General features: G+C 57.9%; 18 protein-coding genes and 1 other RNA gene. 11 read left to right on the top strand and 8 right to left on the bottom strand.

What is annotated here, in order from left to right; genetic code table 11:
• The first annotated feature begins 183 nt into the window (after positions 1-183).
• Complete coding sequence (locus tag RRF55_RS18335) at positions 184-1,617, top strand: gluconate:proton symporter (protein WP_004184568.1); 1,434 nt, start codon at positions 184-186, stop codon at positions 1,615-1,617.
• A 123-nt stretch (positions 1,618-1,740) separates the two neighbouring features.
• Complete coding sequence (btuC, locus tag RRF55_RS18330) at positions 1,741-2,727, top strand: vitamin B12 ABC transporter permease BtuC (protein ID WP_004151850.1); 987 nt, start codon at positions 1,741-1,743, stop codon at positions 2,725-2,727.
• A gap of 36 nt (positions 2,728-2,763) precedes the next feature.
• Here btuC and RRF55_RS18325 read toward each other — a convergent pair whose 3' ends face one another.
• Positions 2,764-3,564 (bottom strand): MetQ/NlpA family ABC transporter substrate-binding protein, encoded by an 801-nt coding sequence (locus RRF55_RS18325; RefSeq protein ID WP_002909085.1) that lies wholly within the window; start codon positions 3,562-3,564, stop codon positions 2,764-2,766.
• A 236-nt stretch (positions 3,565-3,800) separates the two neighbouring features.
• Between RRF55_RS18325 and RRF55_RS18320 the strand changes: the two genes are divergently transcribed.
• The 4 genes from RRF55_RS18320 to selO all read left to right on the top strand — a co-directional run bounded on the left by RRF55_RS18320 (position 3,801) and on the right by selO (position 7,201).
• A complete protein-coding gene (locus tag RRF55_RS18320; protein ID WP_004898898.1) occupies positions 3,801-4,352 on the top strand; it encodes a glutathione peroxidase in 552 nt (183 codons plus the stop codon).
• Complete coding sequence (gene btuD, locus RRF55_RS18315) at positions 4,352-5,101, top strand: vitamin B12 ABC transporter ATP-binding protein BtuD (protein WP_009485707.1); 750 nt, start codon at positions 4,352-4,354, stop codon at positions 5,099-5,101. Before RRF55_RS18320 ends, btuD begins: the two co-directional genes overlap by 1 nt.
• A 79-nt stretch (positions 5,102-5,180) precedes the next feature.
• A complete protein-coding gene (locus tag RRF55_RS18310; protein ID WP_002909082.1) occupies positions 5,181-5,645 on the top strand; it encodes an NlpC/P60 family protein in 465 nt (154 codons plus the stop codon).
• Positions 5,646-5,758: 113 nt separating this feature from the next.
• Positions 5,759-7,201, top strand: coding sequence for a protein adenylyltransferase SelO (selO, locus tag RRF55_RS18305; protein ID WP_087791394.1), 1,443 nt, complete (start codon positions 5,759-5,761; stop codon positions 7,199-7,201).
• 29 nt (positions 7,202-7,230) lie between these two features.
• On the opposite strand, the gene hemP is transcribed toward selO, so the two are convergent.
• The 4 genes from hemP to RRF55_RS18285 form a co-directional block, all read right to left on the bottom strand.
• Positions 7,231-7,410, bottom strand: a complete 180-nt coding sequence (gene hemP, locus RRF55_RS18300; protein WP_014343179.1) for a hemin uptake protein HemP — start codon at positions 7,408-7,410, stop codon at positions 7,231-7,233.
• 155 nt (positions 7,411-7,565) lie between these two features.
• Complete coding sequence (gene aroH, locus RRF55_RS18295; protein WP_004180369.1) at positions 7,566-8,612, bottom strand: 3-deoxy-7-phosphoheptulonate synthase AroH; 1,047 nt, start codon at positions 8,610-8,612, stop codon at positions 7,566-7,568.
• Positions 8,613-8,766: 154 nt separating this feature from the next.
• Positions 8,767-9,600: a posphoenolpyruvate synthetase regulatory kinase/phosphorylase PpsR gene (gene ppsR, locus RRF55_RS18290; RefSeq protein WP_002909061.1), complete on the bottom strand. Its 834-nt coding sequence runs from the start codon at positions 9,598-9,600 to the stop codon at positions 8,767-8,769.
• A 144-nt stretch (positions 9,601-9,744) separates the two neighbouring features.
• A complete protein-coding gene (locus RRF55_RS18285; RefSeq protein WP_002909058.1) occupies positions 9,745-9,864 on the bottom strand; it encodes a hypothetical protein in 120 nt (39 codons plus the stop codon).
• 75 nt (positions 9,865-9,939) lie between these two features.
• Here RRF55_RS18285 and ppsA point away from each other — a divergent pair, with 75 nt between their 5' ends.
• The gene (gene ppsA / locus RRF55_RS18280) at positions 9,940-12,318 is read left to right on the top strand and encodes a phosphoenolpyruvate synthase (RefSeq protein ID WP_002909055.1); all 2,379 of its coding nucleotides are present in this window, start codon (positions 9,940-9,942) and stop codon (positions 12,316-12,318) included.
• A gap of 86 nt (positions 12,319-12,404) precedes the next feature.
• Here ppsA and rprA read toward each other — a convergent pair.
• Positions 12,405-12,512, bottom strand: an RNA gene (rprA, locus tag RRF55_RS18275) — antisense sRNA RprA.
• A gap of 188 nt (positions 12,513-12,700) precedes the next feature.
• Positions 12,701-13,813 carry an AI-2E family transporter YdiK gene (gene ydiK / locus RRF55_RS18270; RefSeq protein ID WP_004148729.1) on the bottom strand — a complete coding sequence of 371 codons (1,113 nt, stop codon included), beginning with the start codon at positions 13,811-13,813 and terminating at the stop codon, positions 12,701-12,703.
• 218 nt (positions 13,814-14,031) lie between these two features.
• Between ydiK and ydiJ the strand changes: the two genes are divergently transcribed.
• The 3 genes from ydiJ to RRF55_RS18255 all read left to right on the top strand — a co-directional run bounded on the left by ydiJ (position 14,032) and on the right by RRF55_RS18255 (position 17,948).
• The gene (gene ydiJ, locus RRF55_RS18265) at positions 14,032-17,088 is read left to right on the top strand and encodes a D-2-hydroxyglutarate dehydrogenase YdiJ (protein WP_004175614.1); all 3,057 of its coding nucleotides are present in this window, start codon (positions 14,032-14,034) and stop codon (positions 17,086-17,088) included.
• Positions 17,085-17,495: a 1,4-dihydroxy-2-naphthoyl-CoA hydrolase gene (gene menI, locus RRF55_RS18260; RefSeq protein ID WP_002909015.1), complete on the top strand. Its 411-nt coding sequence runs from the start codon at positions 17,085-17,087 to the stop codon at positions 17,493-17,495. The genes ydiJ and menI overlap by 4 nt, the downstream gene beginning before the upstream one ends.
• 204 nt (positions 17,496-17,699) lie before the next feature.
• Complete coding sequence (locus tag RRF55_RS18255; protein WP_002909014.1) at positions 17,700-17,948, top strand: GlsB/YeaQ/YmgE family stress response membrane protein; 249 nt, start codon at positions 17,700-17,702, stop codon at positions 17,946-17,948.
• Positions 17,949-18,045: 97 nt separating this feature from the next.
• On the opposite strand, the gene RRF55_RS18250 is transcribed toward RRF55_RS18255, so the two are convergent.
• Positions 18,046-18,366, bottom strand: a complete 321-nt coding sequence (locus RRF55_RS18250) for a hypothetical protein (protein WP_004184563.1) — start codon at positions 18,364-18,366, stop codon at positions 18,046-18,048.
• A gap of 569 nt (positions 18,367-18,935) precedes the next feature.
• On the opposite strand from RRF55_RS18250, the gene RRF55_RS18245 reads away from it, so the two are divergent.
• A complete protein-coding gene (locus RRF55_RS18245; protein WP_002909008.1) occupies positions 18,936-19,916 on the top strand; it encodes a DUF1852 domain-containing protein in 981 nt (326 codons plus the stop codon).
• Positions 19,917-19,925 lie beyond the last annotated feature (9 nt).

Here is a 19,925-nt window from a genome sequence, read left to right as displayed (position 1 = left end):
ATCTTGTGCTGTAGACCCCGCCCAATGGCGGCATATTACGCTCTCAGAATCGTTTCCTTTGTACCCAAACAAACCCTCAGGCCGCGGCCAATCAATAATGAAAAAGAGGGAGGATATTTTCTGAGCAGGCCCCCATACACCACCTGACCATCATGGTCGGATTGATTGGCATTAAGGAGTGTTATGAGTGACTCAACGCTCACAGGCAATGCGCCTGTCAGACAAAATATCACGCGGAAAAACGTTATTATTGGTCTGTTATTGCTGCTGTTCGTGTTGATCGCGCTGTGGTGCCACGGTCGACCAGGCAGCGAGCTTGGTCTGCTGGGATTTACGCCGCTGGTGGCGCTAGCGATATTATCGCTGATCGGCGTTGATATTGTGCTGGCGGTCATCTCCTCGATTATTATCGCCATGATAATGACCTCGACCGGCCTGCCGGAAATGGGCACGATGCTGGCGAAATCCACCGGGTCATTTATTGCCACCGTTGGGCTTATCATTATGCTCGGCGCCGGCGTGGGGGAAGTGGCCACCCGCACCGGCGCAGCGGTTGAGCTGGTAAAATTTGTCGTCCATCGCATCGGGTTGTCGAGTCAGACGCGGGTGAAATTCGGCATTGTGGCGTCATCGATTTTAATTTGCGGTTCGCTGGGCACTATGGCCGGTGGCAATGCCATTATCGTGGCAGTAATCATTCCGGTGGCGGCAGCGGTACGCTTGACGCCGCCAACGGTCGCCGCGCTGATGATGACCGCCGGTTCCGTTGGGCTGTTTACCGGGCCTTTCACCCCCAGTACCGTGACGATCCTCAGCCTCGGTGGGTTGAGCTACCCGGATTATCTGCTGTACGTTGGTCTGCCGATGAGCGCGGTCACGCTGCTGGCCGGCTGGGTAATGGCGGGACGGATCCAGAAGATGACCGAAGGCAAACTGCGCTATGACGTCGATCTCGCGGAAAAGCCGCAAGAGGATCTCAGCGCCGCGCAGCAGCGTCGGCGTAAATTAAGCGCGCTGGCCTTCGCGGCGACCATCATCGTGATGGCGATCGTTGGCGTGGTGATTAAAGCCGGCTTCAGCTTCGCGATAATCGTGATGCTGCTGGTGGCCCTGATGACCGGCCTGGTAGGCGGCCTGCGACCGACGCAGATCCTTCAGGCCCTGTATCACGGCTGCGGCCGCCTGGTGTGGATGTTTATTCTCTACTGGCTGTACAACCCGATCCTTGAGCTGATGGATGGCCTGCACGCCTATCAGGGGCTGCTGGAGTATACCCAACCGCTGCTGGAGGGGATCTCCCCGGCCTGGCTGTGCTTTAGCATCTTCGCGTTCAATATTATCGGCCATGTGCCCGGTGCGGCGGTGGCCCAGATGACCTTTACTCATAAAATCTTTGGCCCGATGCTGATGGCCGCCGGCGTGCCGCCCCAGGGGACCACCGCCGTGCTGCTGGCCTCATCCCAGGTGGACTGGTTCGGGCCGTTTCCCTCATCAGATATGTTCGGCCAGATGGGGCTGGCGCAGTCTACTCATCTGAAATATATGCTTTATAACGGCTGGGCAATCGTGGTGGCGAACATCATTCTCTTTGCGCTGCTGTTTCAGATTCTGGTGTGACGAACGACCGCAGACGCGGAGGAGATTTTCCTTCGCGTCGACGTTTGGTCGTGAGGTTTTCCTTTTCTCACCGCGACAGCCACCGTAAAATCAGCCTCTTGTTCCCCCTGCGTAATGGAATCTATGCTGACTCTCGCCCATCTTCAACAGCGCCGCAGCCGGCGTTGGCTCTTCGGATTAACGCTGTTGCTGCTGGTCACCCTGCTGATCAGCCTGTGCGCGGGGGAGCAATGGATCCCGCCCGGCGAGTGGCTCAGCGCCAAAGGCCAGCTGTTTATCTGGCAGATCCGCCTGCCGCGAACCCTGGCGGTGCTGCTGGTGGGGGCGGCGCTGGCGCTCTCCGGGGCGATTATGCAGGCGTTGTTTGAAAATCCGCTGGCGGAGCCGGGGCTGCTGGGGGTCTCCAACGGCGCGGGCGTCGGGCTGATTGCCGCCGTCCTGCTGGGCAAAGGAGTCTTGCCCGGCTGGGCGCTCGGCCTGTGTGCCATCTTTGGCGCGCTGCTGATCACTTTTATTCTGCTGCGTTTCGCCCGCCGCCATCTGTCTACCAGCCGTCTGCTGCTGGCGGGGGTGGCGCTGGGGATCATCTGCAGCGCCCTGATGACCTGGGCAGTCTACTTCTCCACCTCTTTTGACCTGCGTCAGCTAATGTACTGGATGATGGGCGGGTTTGGCGGCGTCGACTGGCAACAGCTGTGGCTGATGATAGCCCTCCTGCCGGTGCTCTGCTGGGTCTGTCTGCAGTCGCAACCCCTGAATTTACTGGCGCTGGGCGAAGTCTCCGCTCGTCAGCTTGGGCTGCCGCTGTGGCTGTGGCGCAAATTACTGGTGGTGGCGACCGGCTGGATGGTCGGCGTTAGCGTGGCGCTGGCGGGGGCGATTGGCTTTATCGGTCTGGTGATCCCGCATATTCTGCGGCTATGCGGCTTGAGCGATCACCGGGTGTTGCTCCCGGCCTGTATGCTGGCCGGGGCAAGCGCCTTGCTGGGGGCGGATATCATTGCCCGGCTGGCGCTTTCCGCCGCAGAGCTGCCGATTGGCGTGGTGACGGCGACCCTGGGCGCGCCGGTCTTTATCTGGTTGCTGCTGCGTTCGCGGGGGCGGGGATAGCGCGGCGCCGTCGGCAGGGACGGCGCCGGTTCAGGCTTACCAGCCTTTGATCGCGTCGCCTTTGTAGACTTCCTTCGCTTTTTCCGCGACTTCGCTGGTCTGGAAGGCGGCTTTTAATTCCTGAATTTTCTTGCTGTCCTTATTATCCTCGCGGGCGACTATCGCATTCACGTATGGGGAATCCGGCCCCTCCATAAACAGACCGTCGCGGGCGGCCGACAGGCCCGCCTGGGCGGAGAAGTTGGTGTTAATGATTGACAGGCTGACGTTCGGATCGTCAAGGGTACGGGTCAGCTGCGGGGTATCCACTTCAACAATTTTCAGCTGTTTCGGATTGTCGATGATATCCAGCGTGGTGGGTAAATAGCCGACGCCCGGTTTCAGCTTGAGTAACCCCTGCGCCTGAAGCAGCAGCAGGCTGCGGCCCAGGGTGGTGGTTTCATTAGAAATGGTCACCGTCGCCCCTTCGGGCAGTTCGCTGATATTTTTGATCCGGTGAGAATAGGCGGCGATAGGGAAGACAAAGGTTTTACCGACCACCGCAAATTTATAGCCGCGTTCTTTCGACTGCGCCTCAAGGTACGGCAGGGTCTGGAAGGCGTTGGCATCGACATCTTTGTTGTTCAGCGCTTCGTTGGGCAGCACATAATCATTGAAGGAGACCACTTCGACGTCGAGGTGGTATTTATCCTTCGCCACCTGCTCCACCACTTTCCAGATGGCTTCGTCCGGCCCGGTATTGATAGCGACTTTTACTTTATTATCTTCATCCGGGGAGCAGGCGCTCAGCAGGGCGACAGAGGTGGCGATTAACGCCAGGCTAAACAACTTCTTCATCACTAAAACTCTCTTAAATTAACAAGTAACGAAACCATATTACATTCATGGAACACTGTACACGGAAATGGTCGACGGCCCAATTGAGAGGATTTCATGTTGCCGGCGGCCAGCGAAGCGCTGTTACATCATGCGACAACTCGGGGGGAATGGCAGTAGAATGGCGGGCGCTGAATCCGCTACAGTAGAAAGGGATCACCTTCACCGGAAACCGGTTTATCCATTGAGGACAGGCTATGCAACATGACATTCTGAATACCGAAGTGACGACCATTGATGGCGAGAAAACTACCCTGGCATCCTTTGCCGGCAAGGTGCTGCTGATCGTCAATGTGGCCTCGAAATGCGGCCTGACGCCGCAGTATGAGCAACTCGAGGATCTGCAAAAGCAGTTTGCCGCCGAGGGCTTCAGCGTGCTGGGGTTCCCCTGCAACCAGTTCCTCGGCCAGGAGCCGGGCAGTGAAGAGGAGATTAAGACCTTCTGCAGCACTACCTACGGCGTCACCTTCCCGCTGTTTAGCAAAATTGACGTCAACGGCGAACATCGCGCGCCGCTCTATCAAAAACTGATTGCCGCCGCGCCGAAAGCGGTGGCCCCGGAAGGCAGCGGTTTTTATGAGCGGATGGCCAGCAAAGGCCGGGCGCCGCTGTATGTGGACGACATTCTGTGGAACTTCGAAAAATTCCTCGTCGATCGCCAGGGCAACGTCATTCAGCGCTTCTCTCCGGATATGACGCCGGACGATCCGCAGCTGGTGGCGGCGATTAAAGGAGCGCTGGCGCAATAATGTCGTTTCTGATGCAGCTACAGGATGTAGAAGCGGCGGGGCGCCTGGCCCCGTTTTCTGCGGCTTTTCGCGCCGGGGAGATTGTCCATCTGGTGGGGCCGAACGGCGCAGGGAAGAGCACGCTGCTGACCCGCATGGCGGGGCTGTCCGACGGCCCCGGCACGGTTCATTTTAACGGCCGGCTGCTTGACGAGTGGCCGGCGAGGGAGCTGGCGCGCCGTCGCGGATATCTGTGTCAACACCAGACCCCGCCGTTCGCCATGCCGGTATGGCACTACCTGGCGCTGCATATGCAGCAGCAGGGTGATAGCGCCCGTCTGAGCGATATCGCGGCCAGGCTTGGTCTGGACAATAAGCTGGGCCGTCCGGTCAATCAGCTGTCGGGCGGCGAGTGGCAGCGCGTGCGGCTGGCGGCAGTGATCCTGCAGATCGATCCCTTGAGTAATTCCGCGGGTCAGCTGCTGCTGCTGGATGAGCCGATGAACAGTCTGGATGTGGCCCAGCAGGCGGCGCTGGATCGGCTGTTACACGAGCTGAGCGCGGCGGGGATTGCTGTGGTGATGAGCAGCCACGATCTCAACCATACCCTGCGCCACGCCGGTCAGAGCTGGCTGCTCTGCCAGGGGGAAGCCATCGCCTGCGGGGAGACCGCCGAGGTGCTGAATGAGGAAAATTTAACCGCCGCCTATGCGATCCCGTTCCAGCGCGTTGAGGTGGCCGGTCATATTATGCTCATCGCGTCACAGTAGCACGCAGTTATCTTGTCACTATATTGATAAACAAGCTAAATTATTGCGATAGAGACTAGGGACAGAGGGATCATCTGAAATGCGCTTCTGGTTCATGTTGGCGGCGGCGTTAATTTTAGCCGGCTGCAGCAGCCATCGGGCACCGCCGCCGAATCCTCGGCTGGCTGACTCCATCACGGTGGTGGCGAATCTGAACGAGCAGCTGCGCAGCTGGCGCGGCGCACCGTATCGCTACGGCGGCATGACGCCGCGCGGCGTTGACTGCTCCGGCTTCGTGGTGCGCACGTTTCGCGATAAATTTGCCCTCCAGCTGCCGCGTGAAACCCGCGAGCAGGCGGAAATCGGCACCCGCATCGATAAGCGCGATCTGCTGCCCGGCGATCTGGTGTTCTTCAAAACCGGCTCAGGGGAGAGCGGTCTGCACGTTGGCATCTACGATACCGACAACCAGTTTATTCACGCCTCCACCAGCCAGGGCGTCACCCGTTCCTCGCTGGATAACGTCTACTGGAACAAAAAGTTCTGGCAGGCGCGGCGAATCTGACGTCATTCAGAAGCAAGAGGGAAGCGAACGCTTCCCTTTTTTATGCCGATAACCCTGCACTCCGCCCGTGTTAATCCGCTGTTCCAGGCACTACACTGGAGAGAGGAGGAACCATGACCCTTTCTTTTACCACCCACTGGCGGGATGAACTGCCGGACTTTTACACTTCCCTGTCACCAACGCCGTTGGATAACGCCCGACTCATCTGGCGCAACGCCCCGCTGGCGCAACAGCTGGGGGTGCCCGACGCCCTGTTTGCGCCTGAAAGCGGGGCCGGTGTCTGGGGCGGCGAAGCGCTGCTTCCGGGCATGTCGCCGCTGGCGCAGGTATATAGCGGCCATCAGTTTGGCGCCTGGGCCGGCCAGCTGGGCGACGGACGCGGGATCCTGCTCGGCGAGCAGCAGCTGGCGGATGGCCGCCGTTACGACTGGCATCTGAAAGGCGCCGGCCTGACTCCTTATTCGCGGATGGGGGACGGCCGCGCCGTGCTGCGCTCGACGATCCGGGAAAGTCTGGCGTCGGAGGCGATGCACGCTCTGGGGATCCCGACGACGCGCGCCCTGGCGATGGTGACCAGCGATACCCCGGTCTACCGCGAGCGCGTGGAGCCCGGCGCGATGCTGATGCGGGTGGCCGAGAGCCATGTCCGCTTCGGCCATTTCGAACATTTTTACTATCGCCGTGAGCCGCAGAAGGTCCAGCAACTGGCCGACTATGTTATTCGCCACCACTGGCCGCAGCTGCAGGATGAGGCGGATAAGTACCTGTTATGGTTCCGTGACATTGTCATGCGTACCGCGCAGACTATCGCCAGCTGGCAAACCGTGGGCTTTGCCCATGGGGTGATGAATACCGACAACATGTCGATTCTCGGTCTGACCATCGACTACGGCCCGTATGGCTTCCTTGACGATTTCCAACCGGACTTCATCTGCAACCACTCCGATTATCAGGGGCGCTACAGTTTTGAAAACCAGCCGGCGGTGGGGCTGTGGAATCTGCAGCGTCTCGCCCAATCGCTGTCGCCGTTTATCAGCGCTGAAGCGTTAAACGTGGCGCTGGATGAGTATCAGCACGCCTTGCTGACCGCTTATGGCCAGCGGATGCGCGATAAACTCGGCCTGTTCAGCCAGCAGAAAGGGGATAACGACCTGCTGGACGGGCTGTTTGCCCTGATGATCCGCGAGAAGAGCGACTATACCCGGACGTTCCGCCTGCTGAGCCACAGCGAACAGCTCAGCGCCGTTTCGCCGCTGCGCGATGAGTTTATCGACCGCGCGGCCTTTGACAGCTGGTTTGCCGGGTATCGTGCGCGGCTGCGTGATGAACAGGTGGACGACGCGCAGCGCCAGCAGAGGATGCAGGGCGTGAATCCGGCGCTGGTGTTACGTAACTGGCTGGCGCAGCGGGCGATCGAGCAGGCTGAGGCGGGCGATATGGGCGAGCTGGAGCGCCTGCATGCCGCGCTGGCAGACCCCTTTACCGATCGCGAGGACGACTACGTCCGCCGCCCGCCGGACTGGGGGAAACGTCTGGAAGTCAGCTGCTCGAGCTAACTTGCCTCGCCCCGCGTTCAGCGGGGCGCTTACTTGGTCAGAATTAACTTCCCGGCGTGGGTCTGGCGCAGCAGATAGCGCTGGCCGCCATGCTCAATCACTACTCGTCCTTCGCTGCCTAACAGAACCCGACTGCTGATCTCTCTGTCCGTCGCCACGGGATAAGGGGCATTGTCTTTTGGTTTTTCAGCTGTGGCAGTGTTATCCATACGCGTCATAGCTCTCAAAATAAAAATCAAGGCAACAATGATAATCATTATCAATAATGTTGTTTTTGACGGCAAGCGTTATTTATCGTGTTACCGGATTTGGTAGGGGAGTCAGCGAAGAGAATTGCCCGCCGCAGGCGCGGCGGGCGGAGCGGTTACAGGCGTGTGGCGGTGGCCGCAGCCAGCTCGCTCAATAATCTTTCGCTGTCTTCCCAGCTCAGGCAGGGGTCGGTGATCGACTGGCCCCAGGTCAGCGGCTGGCCGGGGACCACTTTCTGAGTGCCTTCCTGCAGGAAGCTCTCTGCCATAATCCCGGCGATGGCGGTAGAGCCCGCGCGAATTTGCTGACAGATATCGGCGCACACTTCCAGCTGACGGCGGTGCTGCTTCTGGCAGTTGCCATGGCTGAAATCAACGACCAGCTGTTCCGGCAGATCGAATTCACGTAGCGCCTCGCCGGCGGCGGCGATATCCTCGGCGTGATAGTTTGGCCGTTTGCCGCCGCGCATAATAATATGCCCATACGGATTGCCGCTGGTCTGGTAAATCGTCATCTGCCCCTGCTTGTCCGGGGAGAGGAACATATGGCTGGCGCGGGAGGCGCGGATGGCGTCCACCGCGATGCGCGTATTGCCGTCGGTGCCGTTTTTAAATCCAACCGGGCAGGAGAGCGCTGAGGCCATTTCACGGTGGATCTGGCTTTCAGTGGTGCGCGCCCCGATGGCCCCCCAGCTGATGAGATCGGCGATAAACTGACCGGTCACCATATCGAGAAACTCGGTGGCCGTCGGTACCCCCAGCTCATTAACCTGCAGCAGCAGGCGCCGCGCCAGCTCAATTCCGTGGTTGACCCGGTAGCTGCCGTTGAGGTCCGGATCGGAGATTAAGCCTTTCCAGCCCACCACGGTACGCGGTTTTTCAAAGTAGGTGCGCATCACGATCTCCAGCTGCGGCTGGTAGCGCTCGCGCATGCCCTGCAGGCGGCGGGCATACTCCAGCGCCGCGTCGGTGTCGTGAATGGAGCAGGGGCCGATAATCACCAGCAGTCGGCGGTCTTCGCCGTTGAGGATTTTTTCAATTCGGCGGCGGGAGGCCGAGACGTGGGCAGCCACGTCGGCCGTCACGGGATGGCGCTGGGCCAGCTCCGCGGGCGTTACCAGGCTCTCAATGCGCGCGGTACGCAATTCGTCTGTTTTATTCATTGGGGTCTCAAAAATCTGTTTCTTCCGCGGCGAAAATGCCGGGAAGTGATGCGCATCACGATAAACCAATCCCTGCTTATTGCAAGAGCAGGGCATGATCCTGTATAGGCCACGGGTGATAGCATAAACAAATTTTTAATAATGTACTAGTGTATTAGTACATTCTGCGATTCAGCCCCATGATGTCCATGATTTTTGTCGCTATTTCCTCAACGGAATAGTTGGTGCTGTTCAGGCAGGGGATTTTATTCTTGCGATACAGGGCCTCCACTTCGGTCACTTCCATCCGACACTGGCGCAGCGAGGCGTAGCGGCTGTTCTCCCGGCGCTCCTCGCGGATCGCCGCCAGACGCTCCGGATTGATGGTCAGGCCGAACATCTTATGCTGCAGGGGTTTCAGCGAGGCCGGCAGCACCAGATTGTCCATATCGTCGGCGATAAACGGATAGTTGGCGGCGCGAATACCGTACTGCATGGCGAGATACAGACTGGTGGGTGTTTTGCCGCAGCGCGAGACGCCGAGGAGGATCACCTGCGCCTGGTCAAGGTTGCGCAGCGAGATGCCATCGTCATGGGCGAGGGTATAATCGATGGCGGCGATACGCGCATCGTATTTAATCAGGTTGCCGGGGTTGAGGCCGTGGGTGCGGTGGGCCACCGGCGTCGGGTCGAGGTTGAGCTCCTGCTGCAGCGGGGCCACCAGCGCCTGCACGATATCCTGACAAAAGCCTTCACTTTGCAGAATAATGTCGCGTATTTCCGGGATGACGATGGAGTAGAACACCAGCGGGCGAATACCCGTTTGCTGATAGATGGCGTCGATCTGCTCCTTTACCGCCCGCGCGCGGCTGATGTTTTCCACAAACGGCAGGGTTACGCTGCTGATGGCGACCGGGAATTGCGACATCACGGCATGCCCCAGCACCTCCGCCGTGATGGCGGTACCGTCAGAAATATAAAATACGTGGCGATCTACAGCACTTTCCATTTTGACCATCCGGTATAATGAGTTTAATTGCCTGAAAGCGGATATTAAATTTAAGCATATCCCTGTTTGATTTGTCTCTTGTTAAAATTGAAACGCTATTTTTGTTTTTTATGAAAAGGGTGGTTCATTTTCTTTTTGTCGCCGTTATTTCCAGCGTTTTTCATCAGAATTCCTAAAAATCATCAAGTTAGCAATATCGGGGGAACAGTCCGAAAAATGAAAAAATAATTTGCTTGAACGATTCACCGTTTTTTTCAGCTTCATAAATATGTCAGGATAATCCTGCAGTCGATCGTGAAATTTTTTTCACTGGTATTAAATCACAAAAGGATTGTCTCGATGTCCAACAATGGCTCGTCACCGCTGGTGCTTTGGTATAACCAACTCGGCATGAATGATGTAGACAGAGTTGGGGGCAAAAATGCCTCCCTTGGTGAAATGATTACGAATCTGTCCGGTATGGGTGTTTCCGTACCTAACGGGTTTGCCACCACCGCTGATGCTTTCAATCAGTTCCTGGACCAAAGCGGTGTTAACCAGCGCATCTATGCGCTGCTGGATGAAACCGACATTGACGACGTTTCCGCATTAGCGAAAGCGGGCGCGCAGATCCGACAGTGGATCATCGATACCCCCTTCCAGAGCGAACTGGAAAACGCGATTCGCGATGCTTATGACCTGCTGTCCGCCGATGACGCCGAGGCCTCATTCGCCGTGCGCTCTTCCGCCACCGCGGAAGATATGCCGGACGCCTCCTTCGCCGGGCAGCAAGAGACATTCCTCAACGTGCAGGGCTTTGACGCCGTGCTCGTTGCCGTGAAGCACGTGTTTGCTTCGCTGTTTAACGATCGCGCAATCTCCTACCGCGTGCATCAGGGTTACGATCACCGCGGCGTGGCGCTCTCCGCCGGGGTGCAGAGGATGGTCCGCTCCGATCTGGCCTCCTCCGGCGTCATGTTCTCCATCGATACCGAATCCGGCTTTGACCAGGTGGTGTTTATCACCTCGGCGTGGGGTTTGGGCGAGATGGTGGTGCAGGGCGCGGTGAACCCGGACGAATTCTACGTCCACAAACCGACGCTGGCCGCTGGCCGTCCGGCGATCGTGCGCCGCACCATGGGGTCGAAAAAGATCCGTATGGTTTACGCGCCGACCCAGGAGCACGGTAAACAGGTGCGTATCGAAGATGTGCCGCAGGCGCAGCGCGATATTTTCTCGTTAAGCAACGAGGAGGTGCAGGAGCTGGCGAAGCAGGCGGTGCAGATCGAGAAGCACTACGGCCGTCCGATGGATATCGAGTGGGCGAAAGATGGCCACACCGGTAAGCTATTTATCGTCCAGGCGCGTCCTGAAACCGTGCGTTCCCGCGGCCAGGTGATGGAGCGTTATACCCTCCACGCTCAGGGGCAGATCATCGCCGAAGGGCGCGCCATCGGCCACCGCATTGGCGCCGGTCCGGTCAAGGTGATCCATGATATCAGCGAGATGAATCGCATTGAGCCAGGCGACGTACTGGTTACCGACATGACCGACCCGGACTGGGAACCGATCATGAAAAAAGCCTCGGCGATTGTCACCAACCGCGGCGGGCGTACCTGTCACGCGGCGATTATCGCCCGTGAGCTGGGGATCCCGGCGGTGGTCGGCTGCGGCGATGCTACCGATCGCATTCAGGAAAATCAGAATGTCACCGTCTCCTGCGCCGAAGGCGACACCGGCTATGTCTACGCCGAGCTGCTCGACTTCAGCGTCAAGAGCTCCAGCGTCGGCGACATGCCGGATCTGCCGCTGAAGGTGATGATGAACGTCGGCAACCCGGATCGCGCGTTCGACTTCGCCTGCCTGCCGAACGAAGGCGTCGGTCTGGCGCGGCTGGAATTTATCATCAACCGTATGATTGGCGTTCATCCGCGCGCGCTGCTGGAGTTTGACGACCAGGAGCCGGGCCTGCAGAACGAAATCCGCGAGCTGATGAAAGGCTACGATTCGCCGAGAGAGTTCTACGTTGGCCGCCTGACCGAAGGGATCGCCACCCTCGGCGCCGCTTTCTATCCGAAACGGGTGATCGTGCGTCTGTCGGACTTCAAATCGAACGAATACGCCAACCTGGTGGGCGGCGAGCGCTATGAGCCGGAAGAAGAGAACCCGATGCTCGGCTTCCGCGGCGCCGGACGCTACGTTTCCGAAAGCTTCCGCGACTGCTTCGCCCTTGAGTGCGAAGCGATGAAGCGCGTGCGTAACGATATGGGACTGACCAACGTTGAAGTGATGGTCCCGTTCGTCCGTACCGTCGCCCAGGCGAAAGCGGTGGTCGAAGAGCTGGAGCGTCAGGGGCTGAAGCGCGGCGAGAACGGGCTGAAGATCATTATGATGTGCGAGATCCCGTCGAACGCCTTGCTGGCGGAGCAGTTCCTCGAGTACTTCGACGGCTTCTCCATCGGTTCGAACGACATGACCCAGCTGGCGCTCGGTCTGGACCGCGATTCCGGTGTGGTTTCTGAGCTGTTTGATGAACGCAATGACGCGGTGAAAGCCCTGCTGTCGATGGCCATCCGCGCGGCGAAGAAACAGGGTAAATACGTCGGCATCTGCGGCCAGGGGCCGTCTGACCATGAGGATTTCGCCGCCTGGCTGATGGAAGAGGGGATTGATAGCTTGTCCCTGAACCCGGATACCGTGGTACAAACCTGGTTAGGTCTGGCGGAACTGAAAAAATAAGTTCGCCCTGACAGGACCGATCCCCGGCAGCGATGCCGGGGATTTTTTTTACCGGTGTCAGGCTATCTGGTGTCGTGATGCGCAGGGCAAAAAAAAGCCCATCGTGGGAGATGGGCAAAGACTACACACAGCAATTCGTTGTTTCACTCAGGGGATTTCCATGCTTATAAATCAAGGTGTTGATTTATAACCGTGAGCTAATAGTAGGCAGCAGGGCCTTTGCCGTCGATCAGATTCCTCTCAATAGTTAAATTGTTGTGAAGGACCGGGGGAGGAAAGCGAGGTGAAGGGCGCGCGGGGCCAGCGCATTGCCGGCGATCAATAAATTTTGCTTAACAATATGCGGGCAAAGAAACAGGCGGGTCTCCCCGCCTGCCAGGCATTACTTGCGACCGGCCTCCAGCTCACTGAGCTCTTCAAGGACGACGTCAGGGTCTTTCGGCGGCGGCGGCACCTCATGCACCCAGGCGTCATACAGCCGCCAGGAGACGGCGAGCAGCACCGGACCGATAAACAGGCCGATCATGCCGAAGGCGATCAGGCCGCCAATGACGCCGGTGAGGATAAGGATCATTGGCAGATCGGCGCCCATGCGGATGAGCACCGGACGAATAACGTTGTCCATGGTGCCGACTACGCAGCTCCAGACCAGCAGCACGGTGCCCCAGGTGGTGTCCCCGCTCCAGTAAAGCCAGATAATCGACGGCACCAAAACCAGTAAAGGGCCGAGCTGGACCAGACAGGTAAAGATCATCACCACGGTCAGCAGAGCGGCGTAGGGCACGCCGGAGACGGCAAGGCCAATCCCGCCCAGTACCGCCTGAGTGAGGGCAGTGACCACCACGCCCAGCGCCACGGCGCGCACGGCCTGGCCGGCCAGCAGCACCGCGGCGTCGCCGCGTTTGGCCGCGAGGCGCGTGGCGAAGTAGCGGAAACCATAGGCCACCTGCTCGCCGCGCCAGTAGAGCAGCGCGCTGAACAGCAGCATCAAACCGCAGTAGACCAGCAGCTTGCCGATGTGCGCCGCCTGACCGACAAACCAGCTGGTGGTGGTGCCAATATAGGGACGAACCTTGGCCATAATCGCCGAGCCGCCCATATCCAGCAGACCGTGCCAGGCGGAGTACAGTTTATCGCCGACCAGCGGTACGCTGTTGAGCCAGGCGAAATCCGGCAGCGTCACATTTCCGCTGCTGATGAGTTTGATCAGCGGAACGCTGTTATCCACCAGGCTGTTGACCAGCAGAGCGATAGGAATAACGAATAGCAGAAACAGCAACAGGGTCATCGCCAGCACCGCCAGCAGTCGTTTGCCGAACAGCACACGCTGCAGACGCAGCAGCACCGGCCAGGTGGCGATCACCACCGTACCGGCCCAGGCGAAGGACAGAATAAACGGCTGCACAACCCACAGGCAGGATATGATAATCAGGGCCAGGAACAGCACCGACAGCAGTATTTGCGGAATGTCCCGAGGCTGATGGGGATTAATCATAGAGAAATTTTACCTTTCCAGTCGCGCCAAACAGCTGGCGCCGCGTAAATCCATATACTGATAATAATATCAATAATTTTGCCGGGCTGATTTTGCACAGAAAACACGTGGGCGCATATGAAAAAAATGTGATAAAAAGTTGAATGCGCTACGCAAACGTTTAGTTAGCACCAACACAATATTTTCAAACACAACATAGTCAGGCAGGGTCAAGCGTGATGATCCCACAAATTTCTCAGGCGCCAGGGGTAGTTCAACTGGTGCTGAATTTTTTGCAGGTACTGGAGCAACAGGGTTTTACCGGCGATACCGCCACCAGCTATGCCGACAGGCTAACGATGGCCACCGACAACAGCGTCTATCAGCTGCTGCCGGATGCGGTCATTTTTCCACGATCCACGGCGGACGTGGCGCTGCTGGCGCGCGTTGCCGCCGAACCGCGTTTTAAATCGCTGATTTTCACCCCGCGTGGCGGCGGCACCGGCACTAACGGCCAGGCGCTGAACGGCGGGATTATCGTTGATATGTCCCGCTATATGAATCGCATCATCGAGATTAACCCCGAAGAGGGCTGGGTGCGCGTTGAAGCCGGGGTCATCAAAGATCAGCTGAACCAGTTTCTTAAACCCTATGGTTACTTTTTTGCGCCTGAGCTATCCACCAGCAACCGCGCCACGCTGGGGGGGATGATTAACACCGACGCGTCCGGCCAGGGATCGCTGGTGTACGGCAAAACGTCGGATCACGTGCTCGGCCTGCGGGCGGTGCTGATGGGCGGGGATATCCTCGATACCCAGGCGGTGCCGGTGGCGCTGGCGGAGACGCTGGGCAATACCCCCTCGACGGTTGGCCGGATCTACAACACGGTCTACCAGCGCTGCAAGGCGCAGCGTGACCTGATCATTGATAAGTTTCCCAAACTCAACCGCTTCCTCACCGGATACGATCTGCGTCACGTCTTTAACGATGAGATGAGCGAGTTCGATCTGACCCGTATTTTAACCGGTTCGGAAGGGACGCTGGCGTTTATTACCGAAGCGCGGCTGGATATCACCCGCCTGCCGAAGGTGCGCCGTCTGGTCAACGTCAAATATGACTCCTTCGACTCTGCGCTGCGCAATGCGCCCTTTATGGTCGAAGCGAAAGCCCTGTCGGTGGAGACCGTCGATTCTAAAGTTCTCAATCTGGCGCGCGAGGATATCGTCTGGCACTCGGTAAGCGAACTGATCACCGACGTACCGGATAAAGAGATGCTCGGGCTCAATATCGTCGAATTCGCCGGCGATGACGCGGCGCTGATTGACCAGCAGGTTACTACCCTGTGCCAGCGGCTGGACGAGCTGATGGCCGCCAGCGAGGCGGGCGTCATTGGCTGGCAGGTCTGTCACGATCTTGAAGGCGTGGAGCGCATCTATGCCATGCGCAAGAAGGCCGTCGGCCTGTTGGGCAATGCCAAAGGCGCCGCCAAGCCTATTCCTTTCGCCGAGGACACCTGCGTACCGCCCGAACATCTGGCGGATTACATCGTCGAGTTCCGCGCGCTGCTCGACAGCCACGGCCTAAGCTACGGCATGTTTGGCCACGTTGATGCCGGGGTGCTGCACGTGCGCCCGGCGCTGGACATGTGCGATCCGCAGCAGGAGGTGCTGATGAAGCAGATCTCCGACGAGGTGGTAGCGCTGACGGCGAAGTATGGCGGCCTGCTGTGGGGCGAACATGGCAAAGGGTTCCGCGCGGAGTACAGCCCGGCCTTCTTTGGCGAGACGCTGTATGCCGAGCTGCGCAAGATCAAAGCGGTCTTCGATCCCGATAACCGCCTGAATCCGGGGAAAATCTGTCCTCCGGAAGGTATCGACGCGCCGATGATGAAAGTCGATGCGGCGAAGCGCGGCACCTGGGATCGGCAGATCCCCATCGCGGTGCGCAGCAGCTGGCGTGGGGCGATGGAGTGTAATGGCAACGGGCTGTGCTTCAACTTTGACGTCAAGAGCCCGATGTGTCCGTCGATGAAAGTCAGCAACCAGCGCATCCACTCGCCGAAAGGGCGGGCGACGCTGGTGCGGGAATGGCTGCGCCTGCTGGCCGACCGCGGCGTCGATCCGAACCAGCTGGAGAAGGCGCTGCCGGAGCAGGGCGTCAGCCTGCGCTCGCTGGTGGCGCGCACGCGCAACAGCTGGCATGCGCGCAAAGGCGAGTATGACTTCTCGCATGAGGTCAAAGAGGCGATGTCCGGCTGTCTGGCCTGTAAAGCCTGTTCGACCCAGTGCCCGATCAAAATCGATGTTCCCGAGTTCCGCTCGCGCTTCCTGCAGCTGTACCACAGCCGCTATCTGCGGCCGGTGCGCGATCATCTGGTGGCCTCGGTCGAATCTTATGCGCCGCTGATGGCGCAGGCGCCGAAGACCTTTAACTTTTTTATTAACCAGCCGTGGCTGAAAAAGCTGTCGGAGAAGCATATCGGGATGGTCGATCTGCCGCTGCTCTCGGCGCCGTCGCTGAAGCAGCAGATGGCCGGCCACCGCTCCGCCAATATGACCCTTGAGCAGCTCGAAGCGCTGAGCGCCGAGCAGAAAGCGAAGATGGTGCTGGTGGTGCAGGATCCCTTCACCAGCTACTACGACGCCCAGGTGGTGGCCGACTTTATCCGTCTGGTCGAGGCCTTAGGCTATCAGCCGGTGCTCCTGCCGTTCTCGCCGAACGGCAAGGCGCAGCATATCAAAGGCTTCCTCACCCGCTTCGCGCGCACCGCGCAGAAGACGGCGGACTTCCTCAACCGCGTGGCGCAGCTGGGCATGCCGCTGGTGGGCGTCGATCCGGCGCTGGTGCTCTGCTACCGCGATGAGTACAAGCAGACGCTCGGCGACAAGCGCGGCGATTTCCAGGTGCTGTTAGTCCATGAGTGGTTGCCGAAGGCCCTAACCAGCGACGCCCGTCCCGATCTGGGCGGTGAGCCCTGGTACCTGTTCGGTCACTGTACCGAAGTGACCGCGCTACCGGCGGCGACAAAGCAGTGGGCAGATATTTTTGCCCACTTCGGCGCGAAGCTGGAAAACGTCAGCGTTGGGTGTTGCGGGATGGCTGGCACCTATGGTCATGAAGTGAAAAACCACGCCAACTCGTTGGCCATTTACGCGCTCTCCTGGCAGCAGGCGATGCAGCGGCTGCCGCGAAACCGCTGTCTGGTGACGGGCTACTCCTGCCGCAGTCAGGTGAAGCGTATTGAAGGCAGCGGCGTTCGCCACCCGCTGCAGGCGTTACTGGAGATAATCGGATGATTTGGAAACGTCAGGCCACGCTGGAGCAGCTCAACCGGCTCGGTGAGGGGAACATGGTAGGGCTGCTCGATATTCGCTTTGAGACCGTTACCGACGATACGCTGGAGGCCACTATGCCGGTCGATAGCCGCACACAGCAGCCGTTTGGCCTGCTGCACGGCGGAGCGTCGGTGGTGCTGGCGGAGACCCTGGGGTCGGTGGCAGGCTATCTGTGCAGCGAAGGCGAACAAAAGGTGGTGGGGCTGGAGGTTAACGCCAACCACATCCGTTCGGCGCGCGGGGGCCGGGTGCGCGGCGTCTGCAAAGCGCTGCACGTCGGGACGCGCCATCAGGTCTGGCAAATTGAAATCTTCGACGAACAGTCGCGGTTATGTTGTTCATCACGACTAACCACCGCGGTAATATAAGCCGCATGGCGGGAGGCGAATAGCCTCCCTTTTTTTAAGGTAATAAGCGAGAGCCGGCCTGCCAGAGCCAGAGAGGTTGTCACAAGATCAGCCGGGCGTCGGCAGGGAATTATCTAATATTTATATTATTACCGATCCACTCTCGTTATTTATGCTACTCTTTTCAATACTAAATGCTTAAAGGTAACAAGAGGACGGTTAACCATGGGTATTCTTTCCTGGATCATTTTTGGACTTATTGCCGGTATTTTAGCCAAGTGGATTATGCCGGGAAAAGATGGCGGCGGATTTATCGTGACCGTTATTTTGGGGATCATCGGCGCCGTGGTCGGCGGCTGGATCAGTACCCTGTTTGGTTTTGGCAAGGTCGATGGGTTTAATTTCGGCAGCTTCGTGGTAGCGGTTATCGGTGCGCTGGTGGTACTGTTTATCTACCGGAAAGTGCGTAGCTAATTTTCAGCTGCTCAGCTGTAAATAAGTACATAAAAGCTGCCGCGATATGCGGCAGCTTTTTTATTGCTGACAGATGACAGCGTAGATCTCCCCTGGGCTATTGTCTGTCGGTTCCCTCGCCAACCGGCACCACCTCAACGTGCACTTCGTAGTGTTTCGCCTGGCCGGCGGGGATCAGCGCGGTCAGTTTGTTAATGGTTTCCGCTGGCGTATCGGTTGCTACCGTGGCTGAAAACAGCACCGGTCTGTGCGGCGGAAGCTGCGGCGGGAACGGCGGCAGGGGGCCACGATCCCTCTCCATCGGCGGGCGGACTCCGTTATCGACGACAGGCGCCGGGACGTCGGTTTTATCAGCCGCAAAGGCGCTGGCGGCGGTAACGGTGGCGATAGCGAACAGGGCAAGCAGAGCTTTTTTCATCCGGGATTCCTCAATAAGCAAGTCCCAAAAGAGTAGAGGGTGCCGGCAGGCGGAACAATCCCAGGCGGCGCGAATCCTCTGAATCTTCTTTTTTCCTCGCGAATGTGGAGGTCAGATGAGAGCGAGTGTCATTGCGTTCGGGAGCCTCTTAATTCAGCAGTACGCTCATAATCAGCAGTACGGCCATGCACATCGACATAATACTGATATCAACAATCATTCTGTACGACAAAAGCTCCAGCTAAACGGGTACGGCGGGCAGGTAAAAGCCCATCTTATAGTGGTTAAAGAGTGTACCCTGCCTACATCCATTGAACAAACGTTTATTGACTAATATTGTCGGCCTGCGTCGGCCATCGGCCACCGCCTGGAGCAACATGAGGATGGCTCATGTTGCATTGAATTTAAGTCGCTTTCCCTCCAGCGCTGACTCTGGCAAAAATAGGTTCATTAACGAATCAACAACATTTACCGGTTGAAGCGCGCCCGGCCTGACTCCGCGTCGCCAGGCTGGTGGAGAGTATTCCGCCGGGTTCGCTTTATGCCCGCCATCAGGATGGACAATCGCCATGAATAATAAATTTACCTATACGATTAAGCGCACCCGGTTTGATGAAAACTATAACCCTGCGGAAAATACGCGTATTACCACCAACTTCGCTAATTTAGCCAGAGGGGTGAACCGTGAGGAAAATCTGCGCAATACGTTAATCATGATGAATAACCGTTTTAATAGCCTGGCCCACTGGGATAATCCCCATAACGATCGCTATGCGGTGGAACTGGATATTATTTCTGTCGAGATGAATATTGCTCAGGATAGCGCCAGCTTCCCGGTGATTGAGATCCTGCAAACGCATATTGTCGATAAAAAGAGCGGGGAGCGTCATGCCGGTATCGTCGGCAATAACTTCTCCTCCTATGTGCGGGATTACGATTTTAGCGTACTGCTTCTGGAACATAATAAGGACCAGAGTCGCTTCAGCGTACCGGAAAACTTTGGCGAGCTGCACGGCAATATCTTTAAGGATTTTGTGCAATCCAGCGCCTGGCGCGCCAACTTCAGCAAGGCGCCGGTGATTTGCCTGAGCGTCTCCAGTAAAGATGTTTACCATCGCACCGGTAACGAACATCCGGTCCTCGGCATTGAATATGCTCAGGAAGGCGTCTCGCTGACCGAGCGCTATTTCAGCAAAATGGGTCTGCAGGTACGCTATTTTATGCCAAAAAACAGCGTCGCGCCGTTGGCCTTTTATTTTACCGGCGATCTGCTCAGCGATTACACCAGCCTGGAACTGATCGCCACCATCAGCACGATGGAGACGTTTCAGAAAATATATCGCCCGGAGATCTACAATGCCAACTCCCCGGCGGGGCAATACTATCAGCCCAATCTCAGCCACCTGGATCATTCATTAACAAAAATCGTCTATGACCGGGAAGAGCGCAGCCTGTTGGCGATTGAGCAGGGGAAATTTACACAACAACATTTTATCAACCCGCACAAGACGTTGCTTGAGCAATGGTCTGCTAATTTCGCGCTTTGCTAAACCCATATA

It is taken from the genome of Klebsiella sp. K47 (assembly GCF_051858335.1).
Taxonomy (GTDB): domain Bacteria; phylum Pseudomonadota; class Gammaproteobacteria; order Enterobacterales; family Enterobacteriaceae; genus Klebsiella; species Klebsiella pneumoniae.
This window is presented reverse-complemented; position numbering and strand designations above follow the sequence as displayed.